Annotated in this window: 12 protein-coding genes; 5 read left to right on the forward strand and 7 right to left on the reverse strand. The window is 35.1% G+C overall.

What is annotated here, in order from left to right:
- Positions 1-61: 61 nt before the first annotated feature.
- Positions 62-682, forward strand: a complete 621-nt coding sequence (locus ACVCZW_RS12490) for a hypothetical protein (protein WP_452232559.1) — start codon at positions 62-64, stop codon at positions 680-682.
- A gap of 246 nt (positions 683-928) precedes the next feature.
- Positions 929-3,901, forward strand: a complete 2,973-nt coding sequence (secDF, locus tag ACVCZW_RS12495) for a protein translocase subunit SecDF (protein ID WP_452228749.1) — start codon at positions 929-931, stop codon at positions 3,899-3,901.
- Positions 3,902-4,206: 305 nt separating this feature from the next.
- Here secDF and ACVCZW_RS12500 read toward each other — a convergent pair whose 3' ends face one another.
- From ACVCZW_RS12500 to folE, 6 genes are all read right to left on the reverse strand, one after another.
- Complete coding sequence (locus ACVCZW_RS12500; RefSeq protein WP_452232560.1) at positions 4,207-5,055, reverse strand: alpha/beta hydrolase family protein; 849 nt, start codon at positions 5,053-5,055, stop codon at positions 4,207-4,209.
- A complete protein-coding gene (locus ACVCZW_RS12505) occupies positions 5,045-5,533 on the reverse strand; it encodes a DUF192 domain-containing protein (protein ID WP_452228751.1) in 489 nt (162 codons plus the stop codon). Before ACVCZW_RS12505 ends, ACVCZW_RS12500 begins: the two co-directional genes overlap by 11 nt.
- A gap of 98 nt (positions 5,534-5,631) precedes the next feature.
- A complete protein-coding gene (gene lgt / locus ACVCZW_RS12510) occupies positions 5,632-6,558 on the reverse strand; it encodes a prolipoprotein diacylglyceryl transferase (RefSeq protein WP_452228752.1) in 927 nt (308 codons plus the stop codon).
- A gap of 215 nt (positions 6,559-6,773) precedes the next feature.
- On the reverse strand, positions 6,774-7,007 hold the full coding sequence (gene yidD / locus ACVCZW_RS12515; RefSeq protein WP_452228753.1) for a membrane protein insertion efficiency factor YidD: 234 nt from the start codon (positions 7,005-7,007) through the stop codon (positions 6,774-6,776).
- 247 nt (positions 7,008-7,254) lie between these two features.
- The gene (gene cysS, locus ACVCZW_RS12520; RefSeq protein WP_452232561.1) at positions 7,255-8,736 is read right to left on the reverse strand and encodes a cysteine--tRNA ligase; all 1,482 of its coding nucleotides are present in this window, start codon (positions 8,734-8,736) and stop codon (positions 7,255-7,257) included.
- A gap of 69 nt (positions 8,737-8,805) precedes the next feature.
- Positions 8,806-9,483 carry a GTP cyclohydrolase I FolE gene (gene folE / locus ACVCZW_RS12525; RefSeq protein ID WP_452228755.1) on the reverse strand — a complete coding sequence of 226 codons (678 nt, stop codon included), beginning with the start codon at positions 9,481-9,483 and terminating at the stop codon, positions 8,806-8,808.
- Positions 9,484-9,685: 202 nt separating this feature from the next.
- Between folE and ACVCZW_RS12530 the strand changes: the two genes are divergently transcribed.
- The 3 genes from ACVCZW_RS12530 to ACVCZW_RS12540 all read left to right on the forward strand — a co-directional run bounded on the left by ACVCZW_RS12530 (position 9,686) and on the right by ACVCZW_RS12540 (position 21,793).
- Positions 9,686-13,507 (forward strand): T9SS type B sorting domain-containing protein, encoded by a 3,822-nt coding sequence (locus ACVCZW_RS12530; RefSeq protein WP_452232562.1) that lies wholly within the window; start codon positions 9,686-9,688, stop codon positions 13,505-13,507.
- A gap of 240 nt (positions 13,508-13,747) precedes the next feature.
- On the forward strand, positions 13,748-19,933 hold the full coding sequence (locus tag ACVCZW_RS12535; protein WP_452232563.1) for a T9SS type B sorting domain-containing protein: 6,186 nt from the start codon (positions 13,748-13,750) through the stop codon (positions 19,931-19,933).
- 15 nt (positions 19,934-19,948) lie between these two features.
- A complete protein-coding gene (locus tag ACVCZW_RS12540) occupies positions 19,949-21,793 on the forward strand; it encodes a T9SS type B sorting domain-containing protein (RefSeq protein WP_452228239.1) in 1,845 nt (614 codons plus the stop codon).
- Between the two features lie 76 nt (positions 21,794-21,869).
- Here ACVCZW_RS12540 and ACVCZW_RS12545 read toward each other — a convergent pair whose 3' ends face one another.
- Entirely contained in the window at positions 21,870-23,408 is a 1,539-nt protein-coding gene (locus ACVCZW_RS12545) for an OmpP1/FadL family transporter (RefSeq protein ID WP_452228238.1), read from the reverse strand.
- Between the last annotated feature and the right edge of the window lie 48 nt (positions 23,409-23,456).

Raw genomic sequence — 23,456 nt, forward strand, 5'->3', positions numbered from 1 at the left:
TTTTATTTAATATTTATGTAAAGACTGTAGAAATACAGTCTTTATTTTTTATATTTGGCGCATGAAAAAGTGGTGCATCTGTACTTTAGTTATTGCTTTTACCTTACTAGGTTATATTAGTAAGGAGCAATCTGCTTTGCCAAATCAGAAAATTGTATTACAATTTTCGGACACTTCGATTACTTCTGCCGAAATTGAAAACACGGTTGCCATTGTAAAAAAGCAATTATTTGACTTAGGTGTAGCCAATATTCAAATTCATGAAATAGACAATAAGCAATTCAAAATCACGTATTATAGTGATGCCGATGTTGTTAGTGTAAAAAATAAACTTTCCAAAGAAGAGCATCTCGCAATAGATTATGCTTCTAATGGTAAAGAGGGATTTCCTAAAAAACCTGCATCTAACGAAAATTATAATCTGGATGTTTTTAAAATCCAAGAGGCAAGTGATGCTAATTCCGGATTTGATGGTAAAGTAGCTATAGAACCTAAATTAGAAAGCGATCGTTATTCTAATCCTAATGTATATAGTTTTGCAGCTTCTATAGAAGTAAGTGAAATATGTGCGTATACACAAGTTGCCTATAAAGTAAATACAAATGTTGCAATAGCAATAGATAATACTTCGTATAAAATACCTGAAGTTAGAGCAGGACCAAATACAAATACTACTTCATAAATCAAGCAGCGTTTTTCATATTGCCTACTAAAAGTATAAATGAGAGCCAGCGAACACCAATAACTTTTAAAGTTTCATAGGTGTAACATTACATTTAAACATAAAAAAGAGTCAATAAACAACGCGTAAATTATATATTTGCACGTTTTAAAAATAAAACAAGCTTAGAGCAAGGCGTAACCTTGTGAAACAAAATAAACTTGTCATTCTCACGAAAGTGAGAATCTAACACAAAAAAATATACAAATGCAAAACAAAGGATTAGTAAAATTATTTGCACTATTGTTTGGTTTGGTAAGTATTTACCAATTATCATTCACGCTTAAAAACAGTAGTATAGAAAGCAATGCAGCAGCTTATGCAAATGGAGATTCTGTAAAAGAAACTAGGTATTTAGATTCACTTTCTAATAAAGAAGTGTATAACATCGGAATAGCAAAATACACCTATGATGAGGTAAAAGAAAATGCTATGAATTTAGGACTTGACCTTAAAGGTGGAGTTAACGTTATATTACAAGTTTCTGTAAAAGACATATTAAAAGGATTAGCTAATAATACAACAGATCCTATTTTTAATAAAGCATTAGACGATGCTTCAGAACTTCAAAAAAATAGTCAGAATACCTATTTAGAAGATTTTTATACTTCGTTTGAAGCTATAAAAGGAGATACTAAATTAGCTTCACCAGACATATTCTATACTAGAGCTTTAGATGGTGAGATTGACGGAAATATGACCGATTCTGAGGTGAAACCAGTAATCTCAAGAAAAATTGATGAGTCTATTGTTTCGGCTTTCGAAGTATTACGTAAGCGTATTGATGAGTTTGGTGTAACATCTCCAAATATTCAACGTATGGGGAATTCAGGACGTATTCTAGTAGAATTACCTGGAGTTAAAGATGTAGACCGTGCTACTGCATTATTACAAAGTACCGCACAATTAGAGTTTTGGGATGTGTACAACAAAACGATCTTTAATAGCTTTTTAGTAGAAGCTAATGAAACGATTAAAAGCATTCAAAAATCAAATGAAGTAAATACAGAAGAGGTTAAAGAAACTACAGCAGAAGAAGATAAGATTGCAGACCTTTTAGGGGATGATCCAGATTCTACAGCTGTTGTTGTAAATCCGCTTTTAGACAAATTAATAGGTTCTCAAGACCCAGCAGCAATTGCTTTAGTTAATATTAATGACAGAGAAATTATTAGTGAGTATTTAAATATGCCACAAGTAAGAAACTTGCTTCCTGCAGAACAACGTTATGTAAAATTTGCATTCGGGAAACAAAAAGGAGATAGTGAATTAGTAGACTTATATGCATTAATTGCAAATAGAGAAAATGTGCCAGAATTAGGTGGTGGCGTTGTTGTAGATGCAAGACAAGATTATGATCCTTTAGGAAAACCTCTTGTAAGCATGCAAATGAATGGTAAAGGAGCTAAAATCTGGGAAGAAATGACTGGAAGAGCTTTTACACAAAGAAGTCAAATCGCTATTGTTTTAGATGACGTAGTATATTCTGCACCTGGAGTAACAACAGGAGCAATTGCAGGTGGTAATTCACAAATTTCTGGAAACTTTACACTAAATGAAGCAACCGATTTAGCAAACGTTTTAAGAGCAGGTAAATTACCAGCTAGAGCAGATATTATTCAAAGTGATGTAGTTGGTCCTTCTTTAGGACAAGAAGCTATTGATAGTGGTAAAATGTCTTTCGCAATTGCATTAGCATTAGTATTACTATGGATGATTCTTTACTACGGTAAAGCTGGTTTATTTGCAGATGTTGCAATGGCATTAAATATTTTATTAATATTTGGTATCCTTTCTGGTTTAGGTGCTGTATTAACACTTCCTGGAATTGCAGGTATTGTATTAACAATTGGTATGTCTGTAGATGCAAACGTACTTATTTTTGAGCGTATTCGAGAAGAGCTCGCTAAAGGTAAAGATCAAGCAACCTCTATAAAAGATGGTTTTTCAAATGCATTATCTTCTATTTTAGATGCCAATGTTACTACTGGTTTAACCGCGTTAATTTTATTCGTATTTGGTACAGGACCAATTAAAGGTTTTGCAACTACTTTAATTATTGGTATTGCAACTTCATTATTTACTGCCATCTTTATTACTAGATTATTAGTAGATTGGTATTCTAATAAAGGAGGGAAGTTAGATTTCTCAACAAGCTTAACTAAAAACTTATTTAGAAATATAAATATCGATTTCTTAAAGAAACGTAAGATCGCTTATATTGCTTCTGGAGCTTTTATTCTTTTAAGTTTAGGTTCTTTATTTACAAATAAATTAGATCAAGGTGTAGATTTTGTTGGAGGAAGAACGTACCAAGTGCGTTTTGAACAACCAGTAAGCGCTTCAGAAATTGCAGGAGTACTTTCTGCTGAAGATGTTTTTGGAAGTGCAGATGCTAAATTAATTGGTACTAGTAATGATGTGAAAATCACTACTAAATATAAAGTAAATGAAGCTTCTTCTGAAGCAGATGAAGAAATCAGACATAAATTATTTAACGCATTACAACCTCATTTATCTAACATTAGTTATGATGAATTTATTAATCTTAACGATGACGATAAACAAATTGGTGTCATGGAATCTTACAAAGTAAGTCCTTCTATTGCAGATGATATTAAAAGAGCTTCATTCTGGGCTATTTTAGGATCTCTAATCGTAGTATTCTTATATATCTTATTCCGTTTTAAAAGATGGCAATTCTCACTTGGTGCAGTAGCAGCAGTATTTCATGATGTACTAATTGTATTAGGTGTATTCTCTCTTACATACAAATTCATGCCATTTACAATGGAAATTGACCAAGCATTTATTGCAGCAATCTTAACGGTTATTGGTTACTCATTAAATGATACGGTAGTTGTATTTGATAGAATTAGAGAATTCTTCAACGAGCATACCGCTTGGGATTTTGATAAAGTAATTAACGCATCTTTAAGCAGTACATTAAGTAGAACTTTAAATACTTCTTTAACTACTTTAGTAGTATTATTAGCAATCTTTATCTTTGGTGGAGATTCTATTAGAGGATTTATGTTTGCATTAATAGTAGGTGTCGTTGTAGGTACATACTCTTCATTATTTATTGCAACGCCAATCATGTACGATTCTGTAAAAAGAGGTGGTGCAACAGATGCATTAAAAATTAAAGAAAAAGACGAAGAAACGTTAGAAGCATAAGTAACTAGCAATTCTCTTTATATTAAAAAACCTTTCCGTGTTAAGCGGAAAGGTTTTTTTTTGCCTTTTTAGTACTGAAATATTCTGAACAGTGAAATAAAGTTATACAGAAAAGCTTCTATTTGTTTCTTCTTCCAGCCGAAGAAAGGAGGATTTTGATTTCGTAAAAGTCGGAAGGATGGAAAAAAAAATGAAGCTCCTTATTATTTAGCAAGCGTCAATTAAGAATTTAGTTTTATGTAATTATGCTAAGAATAGGAAGCCACAATTCACTGCGAAAGATCCCTTATTTAGGTATTACGGATTTAATTTTTAGATAGCCAATCCTCCGTAAGTTTCCAAAGTGAATTTTTAAATTGTTCTCTAAAAAAACCAAAATGTTGTACATCATCTATTTGTAGATCTTTAGGAATAAGATGTCTTCGATCTACTTTGGTATTCGTGAATTTTAAAGCTAACCAATCTACAGCTTCTTTTGGAGCGAAGGTATCTCTAGGGAAGCTAAGCGATAAAACGGGGCATTGTATATTGCAAAATTGTAAATCGGTATATGCACTAAACATATATTCCGGATGAATTCCCCATTTTCGCCATTGATATACTACGCGTTTTGGTAAGTTTTCAAATAAGCCTAATTTTTTTGCCGGGAAATAACCAAATAAAGGTGTGGTTATAGGGATTAATGCATACCAAAAAACGAACATTCTAATCTTAGAAAAACCTTTGAAATATTTCCAGTAACCGGTTTGAGAGGCAATAGTGATTATGGAATCTACGAGATGTATTTCTGGGTTTAATCCAAGGAGTTGCCCGCCAATACTATGTGTAATTAGCGTTAATTGGTGCTGCGCTTGTTCTTGCTTTGCTAATTTTAAAACCGCGGCTTGATCTAAAGCCCAAGTCTGTAAATCGGCAGTATTTTGTTTTAAATTTAGAGATCTTGATTTCCCGATTCCATAATAGTCAAAAGTGTAAACCGTAAATCCTAAAGCGCTAAAATGAAGTGCGAATTTAGCGTAGAATTTTTGTAAAACTCCTGTAGCAGAAGAGATAACGATGCTTTTGTGGTTTGTTTTTTTAGGTAGAAATATGGACACATGAATAATGTGTCCTGAAGCAGTTTTTAAAGATAAGCTGCTCGCATTATTTTTCATTTATTTCGGTGTATTCTATGCGGTCACCAACTTCTAAAAGCCATTTTTGGGCTAGTCCCGCATGGATCTCTAAAACGTATTGTGCAGGTACTTTAGATGGAAGGGAAGTTTCATCAAAAGGCTGTGCATTCTCTTGAAAACTAACAATGTGTTTATTATTGTCTAGGTAAAGTAAATCTAATGGAATTCTAGTGTTCTTCATATAGAAAAAACGTTCGCGCATCGTTGGAAAAACAAATAACATTGCTTGATTCTCTTGCATAGAATTTCTGTACATCAAGCCGGTTTGTACATCATAATCGGTATCTGCAATTTCTATATTTAAGGTCGTAACAATAGAATCTGTTGCCGCTTTATAAAGGGTGAGAGTCCCTTCTTTTTTAAAGGAAACCTCAATTGGCTTTATATCTTTTTTTTGTTCTTTACAGGCGCTTAAAAATAAAACAGCACATAAAAGAGTAAGTATTTTTAATTTCATAATTTTAATGTCTGGTCCAGCGCAGTCCAGACCTATTCAAAAAATAGTAGCATAGTAAAGACCTCTCGACTGCGCTCGAGGTGATACTTCCTGGTGTTTTATACAACAGGAGTTTTTGGTTTGTAAACAAACATAAAGTATAAACCAATTAAAATAAATGGGATACTTAACCATTGTCCTGTATTTAAGGCCCATGTTGCACGATCATCTACTTGTGCTTCTTTAACAAATTCTACAAAGAATCTAACGGTCCAAAGCAGGACTAAAAATAGTCCGAATAAGAAACCTGTTTGGTTTCCCTTATTGGTTTTTGTATAGAAGAACCATAGTATTAAAAATACGAATATGTAACTAAATGATTCGTATAGCTGTGCAGGATGTCTAAAAGGAACAGCGTCTAATAAGCTTTGAAATTGTGGATTATTAGCAATGGCATTATATGCGTCTTTTGGTGTTTTCATTCCGGTAAGTTGCATCGCTTCGTACTTGTTGTATTCTTCTTGAATAAAACGAACACCAAAAGGAGAATCTGTAACTTTTCCTATAATCTCCGAATTGATAAAGTTTCCTAAACGAATAAAAATCGCACCACTTGCAACAGGAATTACCACTCTGTCTAAAATCCACATTAAAGATTTGTAGTTGTACTTTCTTCGGTATAAATACATACCAATAATAATTCCAATAGCAGCACCATGACTTGCTAGTCCTTGAAAACCTGTGAATTCAAATTTTGGAACAAAGCGAAATGGTAAAAAGATGCTGAAAAAATCTTGCGATATTAATTCCGATTGGTAAAAAATAACATGCCCCAAACGTGCGCCAAGCATGGTTGCGATAATGGTATATAAAAAAAGAGGATCTAAATATTCTTCCTTTATGTGATCTCTTTTAAAGATACGTTTCATGATTTGTAATCCCAGTAGGAATGCTATAATCCACATAACACTATAAAAATGTAATGTGAAAACGCCAAAAATATCAAGTCCGCTTAAAGGATTCCAATCGAATGTTAAAAGATGCATAGATTTTATTTTGAGATGGTAAATATAGACAATTGCCAATGGATTAAAAAGAAAGGATACTTAATGAAATGTTATTTTATGGTTTACTGCGTTAAGGATGGAAGCGACATCCTTTTTTGTTAGGTGAAGCGCAGCGAATCCTATAAACAAAAAAGATACAGCGTACAGCCTGACACCACGAAGCCTAAAAGCGAAGTGGTGAAACGCCCAAAAAGTTAATCTTCCTTTTCAGGAACAGGATCATAACCAGAACCACCGAATGGGTGACAACTAAAAATCCTTTTTAATGCGAGTTTGCCACCTTTAAAAAAGCCGTGTTTTTCTAAAGCTTCTTTAGTGTAATGGGAGCAGGTTGGTTGAAATCTGCAAGTAGAAGGCGTTAAAGGTGAAATTAAAGTTTGATACACTTTAATTAAGAACAGGAAAGGAGCTAGTAGTATTTTTTTCATATTCATTTTCCTCGAAAGTGGAAATCTTATTAATGGCAGGTGAATTTTAAAAACAACTTCGCATTTACGTCCAATTTCCTAGATTTTATTTTCAGAAAACGCACCTCTTTTTTTAGTTAAGAAGGACGCAATTGTTGCTGTGATTTTAAATCAAAAAGTGGTATTCAAAAATCAGGAATCGTTATCAGATGGATTATTAGATGAACTAAAATCAAATAGCTTTACAACGCCACAACAAAAAACGAAACTAATTTACAGAAAAACTGGTGCCTTCTTTACCGTCTTTGAGTTGAATACCAACAGCAGCTAATTCATCTCTAATTTTGTCAGACATGGCAAAGTCTTTATTCGCTCTAGCTTCTTGACGAAGTTTAATTAAAAGGTCTACAGCTCCAGAAAGTTTATCGGTGCCTTTTTCCTCTTTACTAACATTTTCAAGACCAAGAATATCAAAAACAAAACTGTTTATAGTAGTTTTTAATACTTCTAAATCTGCAGCAGTGATACTTGCACTTTCGTCTTTAATCTGATTGATATATTTAACAGCTTCAAATAAAGTAGCAATTAAAATAGGGGTGTTAAAGTCGTCATTCATGGCATCATAACATTTCTGTTTCCAAGCGGATACATTAAATGTCGATGTGGTAGATGTAGGTAAAGTGTCTAAAGCGTTAACCGCATCTAAAAGTTTGTGAAATCCTTTTTCACTTGCTAATAAACCATTATCGGTAAGATCTAAAACACTTCTATACGAAGCTTGCATCATGAAAAAACGAACTACACTCGGACTGTATGCCTTAGACATAATGTCGTTTTTACCAGAAAGTAATTCGGCAGGGTTGATATAATTCCCAGTAGATTTACTCATTCTAGCACCGTTAAGTTCTAGCATGTTGGCATGCATCCAATACTTTACAGGATCTTTTCCTTTTGCTGCTTTATTTTGAGCAATTTCACATTCGTGATGTGGGAATTTTAAATCCATTCCACCACCGTGAATATCAAAATATTCACCAAGATATTTGGTGCTCATTGCTGTACATTCTAAATGCCAACCAGGAAAACCATCGCTCCAAGGAGAAGGCCAACGCATGATATGTGTTGGTTCTGCTTTTTTCCATAGTGCAAAATCTTGCGGATTTTTCTTATCGCTTTGTCCGTCTAATTCACGTGTATTATGAATTAAATCTTCCAGTTTGCGTTTGCTTAAAATGCCATAATCATTCGTTTGATTATACTTATGTACATCAAAATAAACAGAGCCATTTACTTCATATCCAAAACCGTTGTCAATAATGGTTTGAATTAGATCAATTTGCTCTATAATATGGCCTGTTGCAGTAGGTTCTATACTTGGAGGAAGAAAATTAAACGTGTTTAACACATTATGAAAATCGACAGTATAACGCTGTACAATTTCCATAGGTTCTATAGCTTCTAGTCTTGCCTTTTTAGTGATTTTGTCTTCACCAACATCGGCGTCATTTTCTAAATGGCCAGCATCTGTAATGTTTCTTACGTAACGTACTTTATAACCTAAATGTAATAGGTAGCGAAAAATCATATCAAAAGACATAAACGTTCTTACATTTCCTAAATGCACATTGCTGTAAACCGTAGGTCCACAAACGTACATTCCAACATAACCATCTGTGATAGGTTTAAATTGTTCTTTTTTACCAGAAAGGGAATTGTATATTTCTATGTTTTGCTTTTGTGAAATTTGCATTGTTGTTTCGTTTTTATGCGTTGGCTTTGTAGTGGAGTAGTTGTTTTTAAAATCAACCTCCATTGCAACTTAAAAAGTAGTATCTAATTTAATGTAATCTAAAAATTCTCTACGCGTTTCTGTTTCTTTGAATTTACCTCCAAATTCACTGGTTACGGTACTAGAATCTACGTCTCTAATTCCTCTAGAATTCACGCATAAATGTTTCGCGTCAATAACACAAGCAACATCTTGCGTATTTAAAACTTCTTGTAATTCTTTTACAATTTGAATCGTTAAACGCTCTTGTACTTGTGGTCTATTCGAAAAATAATCGACAATACGATTCATCTTCGATAAGCCAACAACAGTTCCGTTAGAAATGTATGCAACATGTGCTCTACCAACAATAGGAAGTAAATGGTGTTCGCAAGTAGAATACACCGTAATGTTTTTTTCTACAAGCATTTCTCCATATTTGTATTTGTTATCAAATGTAGAAGCACTAGGTTTATTTTTAGGGTCTAAGCCACTAAATATCTCCTTAACAAACATTTTTGCAACTCTATTTGGTGTTCCTTTTAAGCTGTCATCTGTTAAGTCAAGACCTAATGTTTCCATGATATGTCTAACATCGTCTTTAATACTATCTATTTTTTCCTCATTCGTAAGTGCAAAAGCATCTTTACGCATTGGTGTGTTTGTAGATGTACCAATATGGTTATCTCCTAAGGAGTTAAATTCGTCTAATTTGCTGTCCAATTTCATCAAAAATAATAATAATTATAATTTGCAAAGATAAGTAATTCCCACTTGTTATAGTTTGAATTGAAGTAGAATTAATTTATAATCGATTTCGATTTTTTTTACTTATTTTTTAATAACTTTTAAGGCTAATTGCTTTAAGTTAAGTATTTTGCGTTGTTAATGTGGTTTTTTTTATTACTTAAAAAATGTTAGGTCTTTTTTTATGAAGGGAATTTTAGTGGTTATTTGTTTATTTCTTGCTCAGCTTGCAATTGCCCAAGGACCGGGTTGTTCCAATGTGGATGCTGGACCTGCGCAAATAAATTTAGATTGCACCACAACTTGTACAGACTTGACCGCCACTTTTCTTGAAACAGGGGAAACTACATTTTATACTATTTCAACCATACCTTATGCGCCGCCATCTTCTTTTTCCGGATTAACTAATCCATTATTTTTAACAGATGATTATTGGTCAGATGTAATAGCATTGCCTTTTGAATTTTGTTTTTTCGGTAATCAATATAATGAATTGTTGGTTGGAGCCAATGGCGTATTAAGCTTTCAATTAGCATATGCAAATATGAATAGTGGTTTCCTTTTTACCGATATATTACCAGATAATTCAAATACAGCACTTGCTGAAGCTAATATTTTTGGTGCTGGTCATGATATGGGGCCAGGATTAAATTTCACGAATGAAATTGGATGGGAAATACAAGGCGCTTATCCTTGTAGAAGATTGGTTGTAGCTTATTATAATGTACCTCACGTTTTATGTTCTGCCATTGTAACTACGCAAATGATGGTGCTTTATGAAGGCACAAATACTATTGAGGTATATATAGAAGAGAAACCAACTTGTGATTCTTGGGTTTTGGGTAATGGAGTTGTTGGTATACAAAATGATAATGGAACGCAAGCATTTCCAGCACCTGGAAGAAATGCCACGAATTGGATTGCTGCAGATGAGGCATGGCGTTTTACGCCTAGTGGAACACCGAATTATAATGTTACTTGGTACGATGGCGCAAATCTACCAATTGGTAATACTTCAACAATAAATGTTTGCCCAACTGCAGATGAAACTTTTACGGTAGAAGTGGAGTATACAAACTGTGATGGTACCATGTTTACGGATAGTGACACTATTGATGTGATCGTAAATACAGGAGGCGATGCTTCTTTTAATACGACAGCAACTTGTGATGGGGGAACCGCAAATATCACAGGAGATCTTGGCGGGAGCTTTACGTTTAATCCAATACCAACCGATGGTGCAACCATAAACGCAACTAGCGGAACGGTAACTAGCGGAATTTCAGGAACTACTTATACGATAGAATACGCAAGTCCAGGAACCTGCGGAACAACTAGCACACAAACGGTAACTGTTTTAACCTCCGGGAATGCTTCTTTTAATACGACAGCAACTTGTGATGGCGGAACATCAAATATAACCGGAGATCTTGGCGGAAGCTTTACTTTTAATCCGATCCCAACCGATGGTGCAACAATAAACGCAACTAACGGGACGGTAACTAGCGGAATTTCAGGAACTACTTATACGATAGAATACGAAAGTCCAGGAACCTGCGGAACAACTAGCACCGAAACAGTAACTGTTTTAACCTCCGGAAACGCAGCTTTTACTATGACAGCAACCTGTGATGGCGGAACCGCAAATATAACCGGAGATCTTGGCGGAAGCTTTACGTTTAATCCAATACCAACCGATGGTGCAACAATAAACGCAACTAGCGGAACGATTACTAATGGTATTTCTGGGACAACCTATACTATAGAATATGCAACAAGCGGCACATGTGCAGCCAGCAGCACACAAACGGTAACTGTTTTAACCTCCGGGAATGCTTCTTTTACTATGACAGCAACTTGTGATGGCGGAACATCAAATATCACAGGAGATCTTGGCGGGAGTTTTACTTTTAATCCGATACCAGCCGATGGCGCAACAATAAACGCAACTAGCGGAACGATTACTAATGGTATTTCTGGAACAACCTATACTATTGAATATGCGAGTCCAGGAACCTGCGGAACAAGTAGCACACAAACGGTAACTGTTTTAACCTCCGGAAATGCTTCTTTTAATATGACATCTACTTGTGATGGCGGCACCGCAAATATTACCGGAGATCTTGGTGGGAGCTTTACGTTTAATCCGATGCCAACGGATGGAGCAACAATAAACGCAACTAGCGGAACGGTAACTAATGGACTTTCAGGAACCACATATACGATAGAATACACGAGTCCAGGAACCTGCGGAACAAGTAGCACACAAACGGTAACTGTTTTAACTTTAGGAAACGCTTCTTTTAATACGACTGTAACTTGTGATGGCAGCACCGCAAATATAACCGGAGATCTTGGCGGAAGCTTTACTTTTAATCCTGTTCCAACAGATGGTGCAACCATAAACGCAACTACCGGAACGGTAACTAATGGAATTTCCGGGACAACCTATACTATAGAATATGCAAGTCCAGGAACCTGCGGAATAAATAGCACACAAACGGTAACTGTTTTAACGTCTGGAAATGCTTCTTTTAATACAACAGCAACTTGTGATGGCGGAACCGCAAATATTACTGGAGATTTTGGTGGGGGTTTTACGTTTAATCCAATACCAACCGATGGAGCAACAATAGATGCAACTAGCGGAGTGGTAACTAATGGAATTTCAGGAGCGACCTATACTATAGAATATACGAGTCCAGGAACCTGCGGAACAAGTAACACACAAACGGTAACTGTTTTAACTTTAGGAGACGCTTCTTTTAATATGATAGCAACTTGTGATGGCGGAACCGCAAATATAACCGGAGATCTTGGTGGGAGTTTTACTTTTAATCCTGTACCAACCGATGGGGCAATAATAAACGGAGTAACTGGAGAAGTGACTAATGGTGTTTCCGGAGTCACGTATACTATAGAATATACAACCACGGGAACAGCCTGTGTAGCAAATAGTACAGAAACAGTAATCGTTTTACCATCAGAAGATGCATCCTTTAATATGACGGCAACTTGTGATGGAGGAGTGGCAAACATAACAGGGGTTAGTGGAGGTGTTTTTACTTTTCATATTCATCCTACCGATGGTGCAAGCCTAGATGCAACAACAGGAGAAGTCATTAATGCTATTCCGGATTCCACTTATTCCATAATGTATTCCGTAAGTGGCATATGTAATGTGGATTTTCAGATAGTTAATTTTACCGTTCTTCCTTTACCTGTCATTGATTTAGAAGATGAATTTATATTGTGTTTAGATTCCGAAGGAAATAGTATTAATCAACCAAGAATCGATTCCGATTTATCGATGTCGGACTATTTATTCGAATGGACAGAAACAATGAATCCGGGAATTGTTTTAGGAACCAACTCGTATTACGAGCCTACACTTCCGGGAACTTATAACGTGTTAGCGACTAATATTACTACCGGTTGTTCCACCGTTATAGGAGATTTAAATACCATGACAACCGTCATTCAAAGTAGTACTCCGAGTGGATTACAGGCAATAATTACTTCGGAAACATTTGTAAACGAAAATATAATTGAAGTACATGTAAATGAAGAATTAGGGATTGTTTATGAATTTAGTTTAGATGGAAATAGTTTTGAAAGTAATGGTACAAATTCATATGTATTTTATAATGTGTCCTCTGGAGAACATGAAGTAACGGTTAAAGATGCAGAAGGTTGTGGTGTATTAAGTACAAGCGTTTTTATAATAGATTATCCTTTGTTTTTTACACCAAATAATGATGGACACAATGATACATGGCAAATTATAGGTTTAGGGAACCAAGTAGCTGCTAAAATTTACATTTTTGATAGATATGGTAAACTATTAAAACAAATAAATACTAATAATGAAGGTTGGGATGGGACGTTAAACGGACAACCACTGCCAGCTAGTGATTATTGGTTTACTTTAGAGTATAGTGATCCAAACAATAGATTAGATACTAGTAAAAAAGTTTTTAAAGCACATTTTACATTGAAAAGATAATTTTAATGAAAGATAGGAATGTATTATATTCTTTTTCCATATTATTGAAAATAATAAATGATAATAGTTTAGGGTATTAATTCTTTGTATTCTAGCTTAGAAGGGGAGTATTTACTATTTCATGATAATTTAACGATAAGTTTACTAAAATTTTCTTAATTTTAAGCAATTATTTTAAATATTAATAGCTATTTAGTTGATAAGCTATGTGTTAATTAAATTACACCTTTATTTCTCTCTATGAAAAAGTTACTTATTTTATGTTGTTTACTATTTATTAACACTACTTATGCGCAGCTTATTGCTATAGATGATGTAGTTGTAGGTCGATCGGATAATCCAGGCCCAGCAAACGCAGCTGGACCGCGAATGTGGGCAAATGATTATTTTAATGGTACAGCGCTTATTAATACCACTTATGGTGATTTTACACTAACGGAAACTATTCCTGATCCTTTAGGATTTATAACTTTCAATCCATTGGGTTTTGTTAGTATTGCAGCAAATACGCCGCAAGGCATTTACTATATTACATACCAGATTTGCGAAAATGCCGTTCCTTCTAATTGCGATACTGCCCAAATAGAAATTAGAGTGTTTCCTGCTACTTATAGTGCAGGTACGGGTTCTTCACAAATCTCATTAAATACAAGTAGTGGTAGCATAAGCTGTGGTGCTAATGTTTGTATTACAGATGCTTTTTGCGTTGATTTAGATACAGGTACGATACCAACTTTAACTTTAACAGCAGATTATACAGAAGTCGGTACTTCTGATAGTTATGACGTGAGATCCATACCAGTAAATCCTCCTTTTTCTTTTGGAGATACTGCCGCAGATACACCTTTAACTACCGATGATAATTGGAGTTCCGTTTTAAATTTTGCCTTCGATTTTGAGTTTTACGAACAAAACTACTCCTCCTGTGTATTATCTACTAACGGAGCGGTAAGTTTTGATACTAGTAATGCAGGTGCAGGTCATTATTGGACTCCAGCCGCGGGAGCATTAATCCCTAATAATACAGATGCAGCTTTAAGAAATGGAAATATTTTTGGAGCTATTCATGATATGTACCCTAGAACTACAACGGGAACGGACCCAATCACTGCTGGGAGTTATAGAACAACCTATAGTATAAAAGGAGAAGCTCCTTTTAGAGCTTTTGTTTTTACATTTTTTAATGTAGGACAATATTCTTGTTGGGGAGCAACACGATCTACCCAAATGATAATATTTTATGAAACCACAAATATTATTGAAAACTATCTTTTTCAAAAAGATATTTGTGCAGCTTGGGCAGGTGGTAGAGCAGCTGTAGGGATACAAAATAATGCAGGTACAGAGGGTATTTCACCTCCTGGTAGAAATACAGGCGTTTGGAATGTTGCAACACCAGAAGCTTGGCAGTTTTATCCTAATGGAACTGCAAATACCGTTACTAGCTTTCAATGGCTAGATGAGTCTGGCGCTGTAATTGGTACAGATCCAACAGGGTTAGATGTAAACCCAAGCCAAACAACAACGTATGTAGCTCAGGTAACGTATACAGATGCTCTAACAAGTGATGTAATCTTAGCCTACAAACCAATAACGGTTGTGGTATCGCCAACGCCAGTAATTACAGTAACAAGTAGTCCAGATACATGTCCAGGTGGAGACGCGGTGTTTACTATTTCTGGTTCAGAAAACGATGTGATAGAATATAATCTTAATGGAGGAACTACACAAACGATTACTTTAGATGCTACAGAAGAATTTGTAATTACTATAACAGGAATTACAACATCACAAACACTTAATTTATTGTCTTCCGATAATTTGAATTCTATTTGTGGTGGACCATTAACTACATCAGCAACAGTAAATATTGTAGCAGCACCTGTAGTTACATTAACTTCAAACTCACCAATTTGTTCTGGTGATGATGCCGTGTTTACTTTAACAGGATCAGCAGGAGATGTTGTAGATTATACAGGAGTAACAGGAACTCCGGCAAGTCCAGTAACCTTAGATGCTTCTGGTGTAGGAACAGTAACAGTAGCTGGAGCAACAACAGATCAAACGATTACATTAACTAATATTAATAACCCAAGTGCTACTTGTGGCGGACCAGTATCTACTTCAGAGACGGTTACCATAAATGCTAGTCCAACATCCATTGGCTTAACTAGTAATGTTTCTACCTGTTCTGGAGGAAATGCAGAGTTTACTATTTCAGGAACAGCAGGAGATGTTGTTAGTTATACAGGTATTGCAGGATCTCCAGCAAGTCCAGTAACATTAGATGCATCCGGAGTAGCTTTAGTAACAGTAGCAGGTGTAACAACAGATCAAACGATTACTTTAACCAATGTTACCAATCCAAGTACAACGTGTTCGGGAACACTAACCAACACCGAAACCGTTACTATAAATGCGAATCCGTCCATTACTTTAGCAAGTAATAGTAGTGCTTGTTCTGGCGAAGATGCAGTCTTTACTATTACAGGAACTGCAGGAGATATTGTAGATTATACAGGAGTAACAGGAACTCCAGTGAGTCCAGTAACCTTAGATGCTTCAGGTCTAGCAACAGTAACTGTAGCAGGAGTATCTACAAATCAAACGATTACACTAACTAATGTAAGTAACCCAACTACAGGTTGTGGTGGTGCTTTATCAGAAGTAGAAACCGTTACCATAAATGCGAACCCTACAATTACATCATTAACAACAAATACAGATATCTGTTCTGGAAATGATGCCGTGTTTACTATAACAGGAACAGCGGGAGATGTGGTAGATTATACTGGTGTAACAGGAACTCCAGTAAGTCCAGTAACTTTGGATGCTTCAGGAGAAGCAGTAATTACAGTTACGGGAGCAACAGTAGATCAAACCATTACATTAAGTACGGTAACAAACACAACAACTACTTGTTCTAGTGCTTTATCGGATACGGCAACAATTACCGTAAATGCAAATCCAACAATAACATCCTTAACAAGTAATGTTTCTACCTGTTCTGGTGGAAATGCAACGTTTACTATAAATGGAACAGCAGGCGATGTTGTCGCTTATACAGGAATAACAGGAACTCCTGCAAGTCCAGTAACTATAGATGCATCTGGTGTAGCATTAGTAACTGTAACAGGAGTAACAACAAATCAAACTATAACATTAGGTTCTGTGACTAACGCAACAACTACTTGTTCTAGTCCATTAACAGATACAGCGACGGTTACTATTAATGCAAATCCAACCATTGTTTTAACAAGTAATGGTAGTGCTTGTTCTGGAGATGATGCGGTATTTACTATAACAGGAACAGCAGGAGATGTAGTAGATTATACAGGAGTTATAGGAACACCAATAAGTCCGGTTACATTAGATGCTTCTGGTGTAGCAACAGTAACAGTAGCAGGAGTAACAACAGATCAAACGATAACGTTAACTAATGTTAGTAATCCAAGTACAGGTTGTAGTGGTGCTTTGTCAGAAATGGATACGGTTACTATAAATGCGAATCCAACAATAATCTCATTAACAACGAATACCGATGTTTGTTCTGGAAGCGATGCTATATTTACTATAACAGGAACAGCAGGAGATGTGGTAGATTATACAGGAGTAACGGGAGCGCCAGGAAGTCCGGTTACCTTAGATGCTTCAGGTATAGCAACAGTTACCGTTACAGGAGTAACAACAAATCAAACTATGGTGTTGTCTACGGTTACGAACCCAGTAACTACTTGTTCTAGTGCTTTAACAGATACGGCAACGATTACCATAATCGCTAGTCCAACAATAGTATCGCTAACGAGTAATATGAATATTTGTTCGGGAGAAGATGCCGTTTTTACAATAACAGGAACAGCAGGAGATGTAGTAGATTACACGGGAGTATCGGGAACACCAGCAAGCCCAGTAACTCTAGACGCTTCAGGTATATCAACAATTACAGTAGCAGGAGTAACCACAAATCAAACCATTAGTTTAACAACTGTAACGAATACCACCACTACTTGTTCTGGTACATTATCAGATACGGAAACGGTTACAATAATTGCAGCACCAACGGTTACATTAGTAAGTAATGGTAGTACATGTTCTGGAGGTGATGCAGTATTTACTATTTCAGGAACAGCAGGAGATATAGTTGATTACTCTGGGATAACAGGATTGCCAGCAAGTCCAGTAACTTTAGATGCTTCTGGTACAGCAATGATAACAGTAACTGGTGTAACTACAGATCAAACGATTACATTAGATACTGTGAATAACCCAACAACTACATGTTCTAGTGCGTTATCAGATACAAATACGGTTACGGTAAATGCAAATCCTACAATAGTATCTTTAACAACAAATACAGATGTTTGTTCTGGAAGTGATGCAGTGTTTACGATAACAGGAACCGCAGGAGATGTAGTAGATTATACAGGAGTAACAGGAACTCCAGTAAGCCCTGTAACTTTAAACGCTTCAGGGGAAGCAACGGTAACAGTAACAGCAGCTACAACAGACCAGACAATTTTCTTAAGTACAGTAACTACTCCAGCAACTACTTGTTCCAGTACGCTTACAGATACCGCAACAATTACTATAAATCCTAATCCAGTCATATTATCCTTAACAAGTAATACAAGTGTATGTTCTGGAGATGATGCGATATTTACCATAACAGGAACAGCAGGAGATATAGTCGATTATTCTGGCGTGACAGGAGTTCCTGGAAGTCCTGTAACGCTAGATGCATCCGGTTTGGCTACAATAACAGTTTCGGGAGTAACAGCAAATCAAACAATTACTTTAGATTTGGTAACAAACACTACAACGACTTGTTCTAGTGTGTTGTTAGATACAGAAACAGTTTCCATAATAGCGCCACCAACAGTAGTTTTAACAAGTGATGGAAGTGCTTGTTCAGGAGAGGATGTTTTATTTACTATAACAGGAACAGCAGGAGATATAATTGATTACTCAGGAGTGACAGGAATTCCTGTAAGTCCAGTAACTTTAGATGCTTCCGGTGTAGCAATAGTAACAGTAACTAGCGCGACTGTAGATCAAACAATAGTATTAACGAACGCTAGTAGTCCGAGTACAGGTTGTAGCGGGACTTTATCTGAAACGAATACAGTTATCATAAATCCTAATCCAACAATAATATCATTAACAAGTAATTTTAGTACTTGTTCAGGAACAGATGCAGAGTTTACTATAACAGGAACAGCAGGAGATGTAGTTTATTACTCGGGAATTGTGGGAGTTCCTGCAAGTCCAGTAACACTAAATGCTTCAGGTGTAGCAACGGTAACGGTTTCTGGGGCTACTGCAACTCAAACTATTCAATTAACAAGTGTAACTACGCCAACAACTACTTGTTCCAGTGTATTATCGGATTCAGAAACGGTTATGATTATTCCATTAGAAGATGCTTCGTTTAGTATGACTCCAAATTGTTTTGGAGGAACAGCAAATGTAACAGGAACTTCAGGAGGTGTATTTATATTCGATATAGATCCTGCAGATGGTTCTATAATTGATAGCGCTACAGGAGAAGTAACAGATGCAATTCCTGGAGCTACATATTCTATTTTGTATACCACGGGAGGAACATGTAGGGATTCTCAAGTAGAAACATTTACAGTAAACCCTAGACCAATTGTAGATCTTCAGGATTCGTTTATATTATGTTTTGATAATGACGGTAATATTGTAAATGATCCAACAATAGATACTGGTTTAAGTACATTGGATTATTCTTTTGAGTGGACGGAAGCTAGTAATCCAACTACTGTTTTAGGAACAAATTCTTTTTACGAGCCTGTAGCAGCTGGAACGTATAGTGTATTTATTACAAATAATAGTACAGGTTGTGTAACGGTTATGGGAGATCCTAATACCATGTCTGTAGTTACAAATAGTATTCCGCCAACAGGATTAGAAGCTGTTATTGTTTCTGAAACATTTGCAAGTGAAAATGTTATTCAGGCAAGTGTAGATGATATTCCTGGTGCATCTTATGAATTTAGTATTGATAATGGTCCTTTTGTAAGTAATGGAACAAATATCTATACCTTTAATAATGTAACAGCAGGAAATCATACCATAACGGTAAGAGATGCAGATGGATGTGGAGATGATAGTACTACAATATTAGTAGTAGATTACCCATTATTCTTTACGCCAAATAATGATGGACATAACGATACATGGCGTATTTCTGGTATTAATCCAGATGCTGTAATTCATATTTTTGATAGATATGGTAAATTAATAAAACAACTAAGTCCTACTAGTATTGGTTGGGATGGAACTTTTAACGGACAACCTTTACCATCAAGTGATTACTGGTTTTCTTTAGAGTACAGAGACCCTAATAATTTAGAAGATACAAGTGTAAAAGAATTTAGAGCTCATTTTACTTTGAAGAGATAATTTGTAACTTATAAAATGAGAGTATTATTGGTGCTTCTTTTTCTTTTTTCTAGCTCCTTAGTTTCTGGACAACTAAATGGTGGTGCGTCTTCGTGCGTAACCGCTGAGCCTATTTGTAGTTCCACAGATTTATCTTTTTTAAATACATCAGATTATTCTACAGCGGAGCTAGGACCAGATTATGGCTGTCTTACAACGCAACCTAATCCAGCTTGGTTTTTTCTTCAAATAGGAATAAGTGGTGAAATTTATTTAACCATTCAGCAAACTAATGATTTACTGGGAGTACCTAATTTGGATGTGGACTTTATATTGTACGGGCCGTTTGTAGATACTACAGAAGCATGTAATTCTGGGTTAACCAGCTCTAATATTATAGATTGTAGTTATTCCCCAAATGGTGTTGAAAATGTTTTTATTACAAATGCTGTTTCGGGTGAGTTTTATATGTTATTAGTGACCAACTTTTCTGGAGAATCCGGAGTTATTTCCATAAATCAGAATTCTGGAGATGGTACTACTAATTGTGCTATTTTAGAGGGGTTAAAAGCCTGTGAAGGAGAGTCTATAGCGTTAAATGCGCATACTGAAAATGCAGAAACATATATTTGGTACGAGGAAGATATAGTAAATCCAGGATCTTACCTTTTAATAGCAGGTGGAGATGAAGAAGTATTTCTATCTATGCATACTAATAATTATATGGCAGAAGTTTATGATATACATGGCGGTTTGCTTAATGTATTTGAGTATGAAGTAGAATTTATTGAGACACCTATTGTTAAAGAGGATATCGAACCATATATTATATGTGATAATTTAAATGAAAATGATGGCATTGGTGCGTTTGATCTCGACTCTTGGAATGAAGAAGTTTTAAATGGTTTGAATCCAGACCTATATTCCGTTTCTTATTTTTCGTCAGAGGAAGATGCTATTGCTCATGAAAATCAACTTCTTAGTGCATATGTTAATACGTTTGCTCATGAAATAATTTATGTTAGAATTGATAATACTGCGTCCCCTATAATAGAATGCTTTAGTGTTGGGGACTTTGATTTGTCTGTTCTTTTAAATCCAATAGTACATTTAGATAATTTTTATATTTGTGAAAATACTAATGGCACGGAACTTATTGATAATCCAATTCTAGATACCGAATTATCTACAGCAGAATATAGTTTTGAATGGATGGAAATAAGTAATCCTACTACTATATTAAGTGTGGATTCGTTTTATGAACCTTTAGAGCCTGGCGTTTACAGTGTATTAGTTACTAATAATAGTACGGGTTGTACCACAGCTATAGATGATGAAAATACGATTTCACAAGTAATAGGTAGTTATACACCTACAGCTTTATCGGTTGAAGTTATTTCTGAAGTATTTAATAGCGCGAATGTTATTGAAGTGCATGTTAATGAAGAATTAGGATTAGAAGGCAATTATGAGTTTAGTTTGAATCATGGTGTTTTTGAAGGGAATGGTAATAGTTATACCTTTAGTGATGTTATTATGGGTGAAAATAGTATTACCGTGAGAGATATTAATGGTTGCGGACAAATAAGCACTTCCATATTAGTAGTAGACTATCCGTTAGTTTTTACACCCAATAATGATGGGTATAATGATGTATGGCGAATTACTGGTATTAATCCGGATGCCGTAATTTCTATTTTTGATAGATATGGTAAATTAATAAAACAATTCAATGCTGCTAGTATTGGCTGGGATGGAACTTTTAATGGACAACCAGTGCCTCCTAATGATTATTGGTTTTCTATAGAGTACAAAGAGCCAAACATTGTTAATGGTATAGGTAAAAAAGAATATGTTTCTCATTTTACTTTAAAGAGATAAAAGCAACAAATAATAATATAAAAAAACCGGAACAATGAATGTTCCGGTTTTTTTATATTAAATAATTATTTTAAGGTTATAAGTTAAAACTAACAGACATAGTCACGTTCGCATTTTTACTATCTAAATTTGCTGCATCCGTTAAACCAACTTGATATAGTTGATAGTTCGTTTCTCTTTGCCATTGATCGAAAGTTATATCTAATTTTAGTTTTCCAAAATTATATCCTAAACCTAAAGAATATCCTGTTAAGTCTCCAATGGTTTCTTCATCCTTATATGGGCTTTCTTCCATTCTATAGCCACCTCTTAAGCTAAACTGCTTTATTTTATATTCACCACCTATTTTATACGTAGCTGCAGTCGTTAATCTATCGTTCATGATATTATTCTGATAAGCAAAATCTATATCCGACGCCGGTTTAAATTTAGTATTGCTGTAGTCTTTTAAAGAATAATCAAAACTTAATAAACCACGAGTTCCAAAAACATAAGCTAAGCTTCCTGTTAACTTCCCTGGTGTTTTTAAATTGTATTGTTCGTATAAATTGAGTACTCTTGGATTGATGTTGGCGTTGTAAAAAGTGCCGCCATCTTCTAATGCAATTCCATCATAACTCAACGTTTTAATAGATTGGCTGGTTTCATCTTCTATGGTGTACCAAGTTGGTGTGTCATAAGATAAACCAACTCTAAATTGTTCTGTAACCTTAAAAATTCCTCCAAGTTGTAATGAGATTCCAGAGCCAATTGTTTTTAAGTTATTTTCAAAACCAACTTCATTAATTAGGGAACCTGTATTATCATTTCCTTCAAATAAATAAGTAGAACGTTCGTAGTTTATAAAATGCGTGTTTACGTTTACTCCTAAATATAGGTTTTCGCCATATTGAGTAGAAGCATTAATGGTGAATTTTCCATTATAACCAGTTGCTGCATAGGTGTATTCTTGGTTGTATTCTCCATCTCCGATATTCGAAGTGTAAAAGATGTTATCATCTGTATTCGCATCTGGTTCTAAAATATAAGATTCATAACCTAAAAAAGCCTGTTGGTTTTGATCTCCATAGGTGACACCAATATCACTATATGCCTCTCCATAAGACTCTCCTTCAAAACGTGAAATACGATCTAATCGTAATCCGTCTGCATTTTGTAAAAAATAATCACCAATAGAATTGTTATTATTTGTCCCTTGAGCAAACCAATCCGTATTGTAATCTTCTATTTTATTGTAAGTAACACCTAGTGTGAATTTTTTCCAATTAGAATTAGCGTTTCCATTATTAAATATAAAGGCAGCACCAATTTGGTTTAAATCGACATTCGATTCTGAGTCATTATTTTTTCCATTAAAATATCGAGTATCGGTCTTTTTGTTTTGATTAGATAGGGATATAGAAATGTGGCTATCGTTAAAAACGGAAGAACCTGCAGGATTAATAGTTATGGCACTCATATCTCCACCAAGTGCTCCAAAAGCACCACTTAATGCTCTATATCTTGCAGTTCCTTGAACGTCATCTTTGGCATAACGTAGTGCATCTGTAATGTCTTGTGCGTAAGTTAGCGACATAGACATAAAGCCTATGCACAGTAAGATTCCTTTTTTCATGTATAAATAATTTAATTAGTATAAATAAAACGAGCTAACACCTTTAAT

It is taken from the genome of Lacinutrix sp. MEBiC02595, from assembly GCF_053601555.1.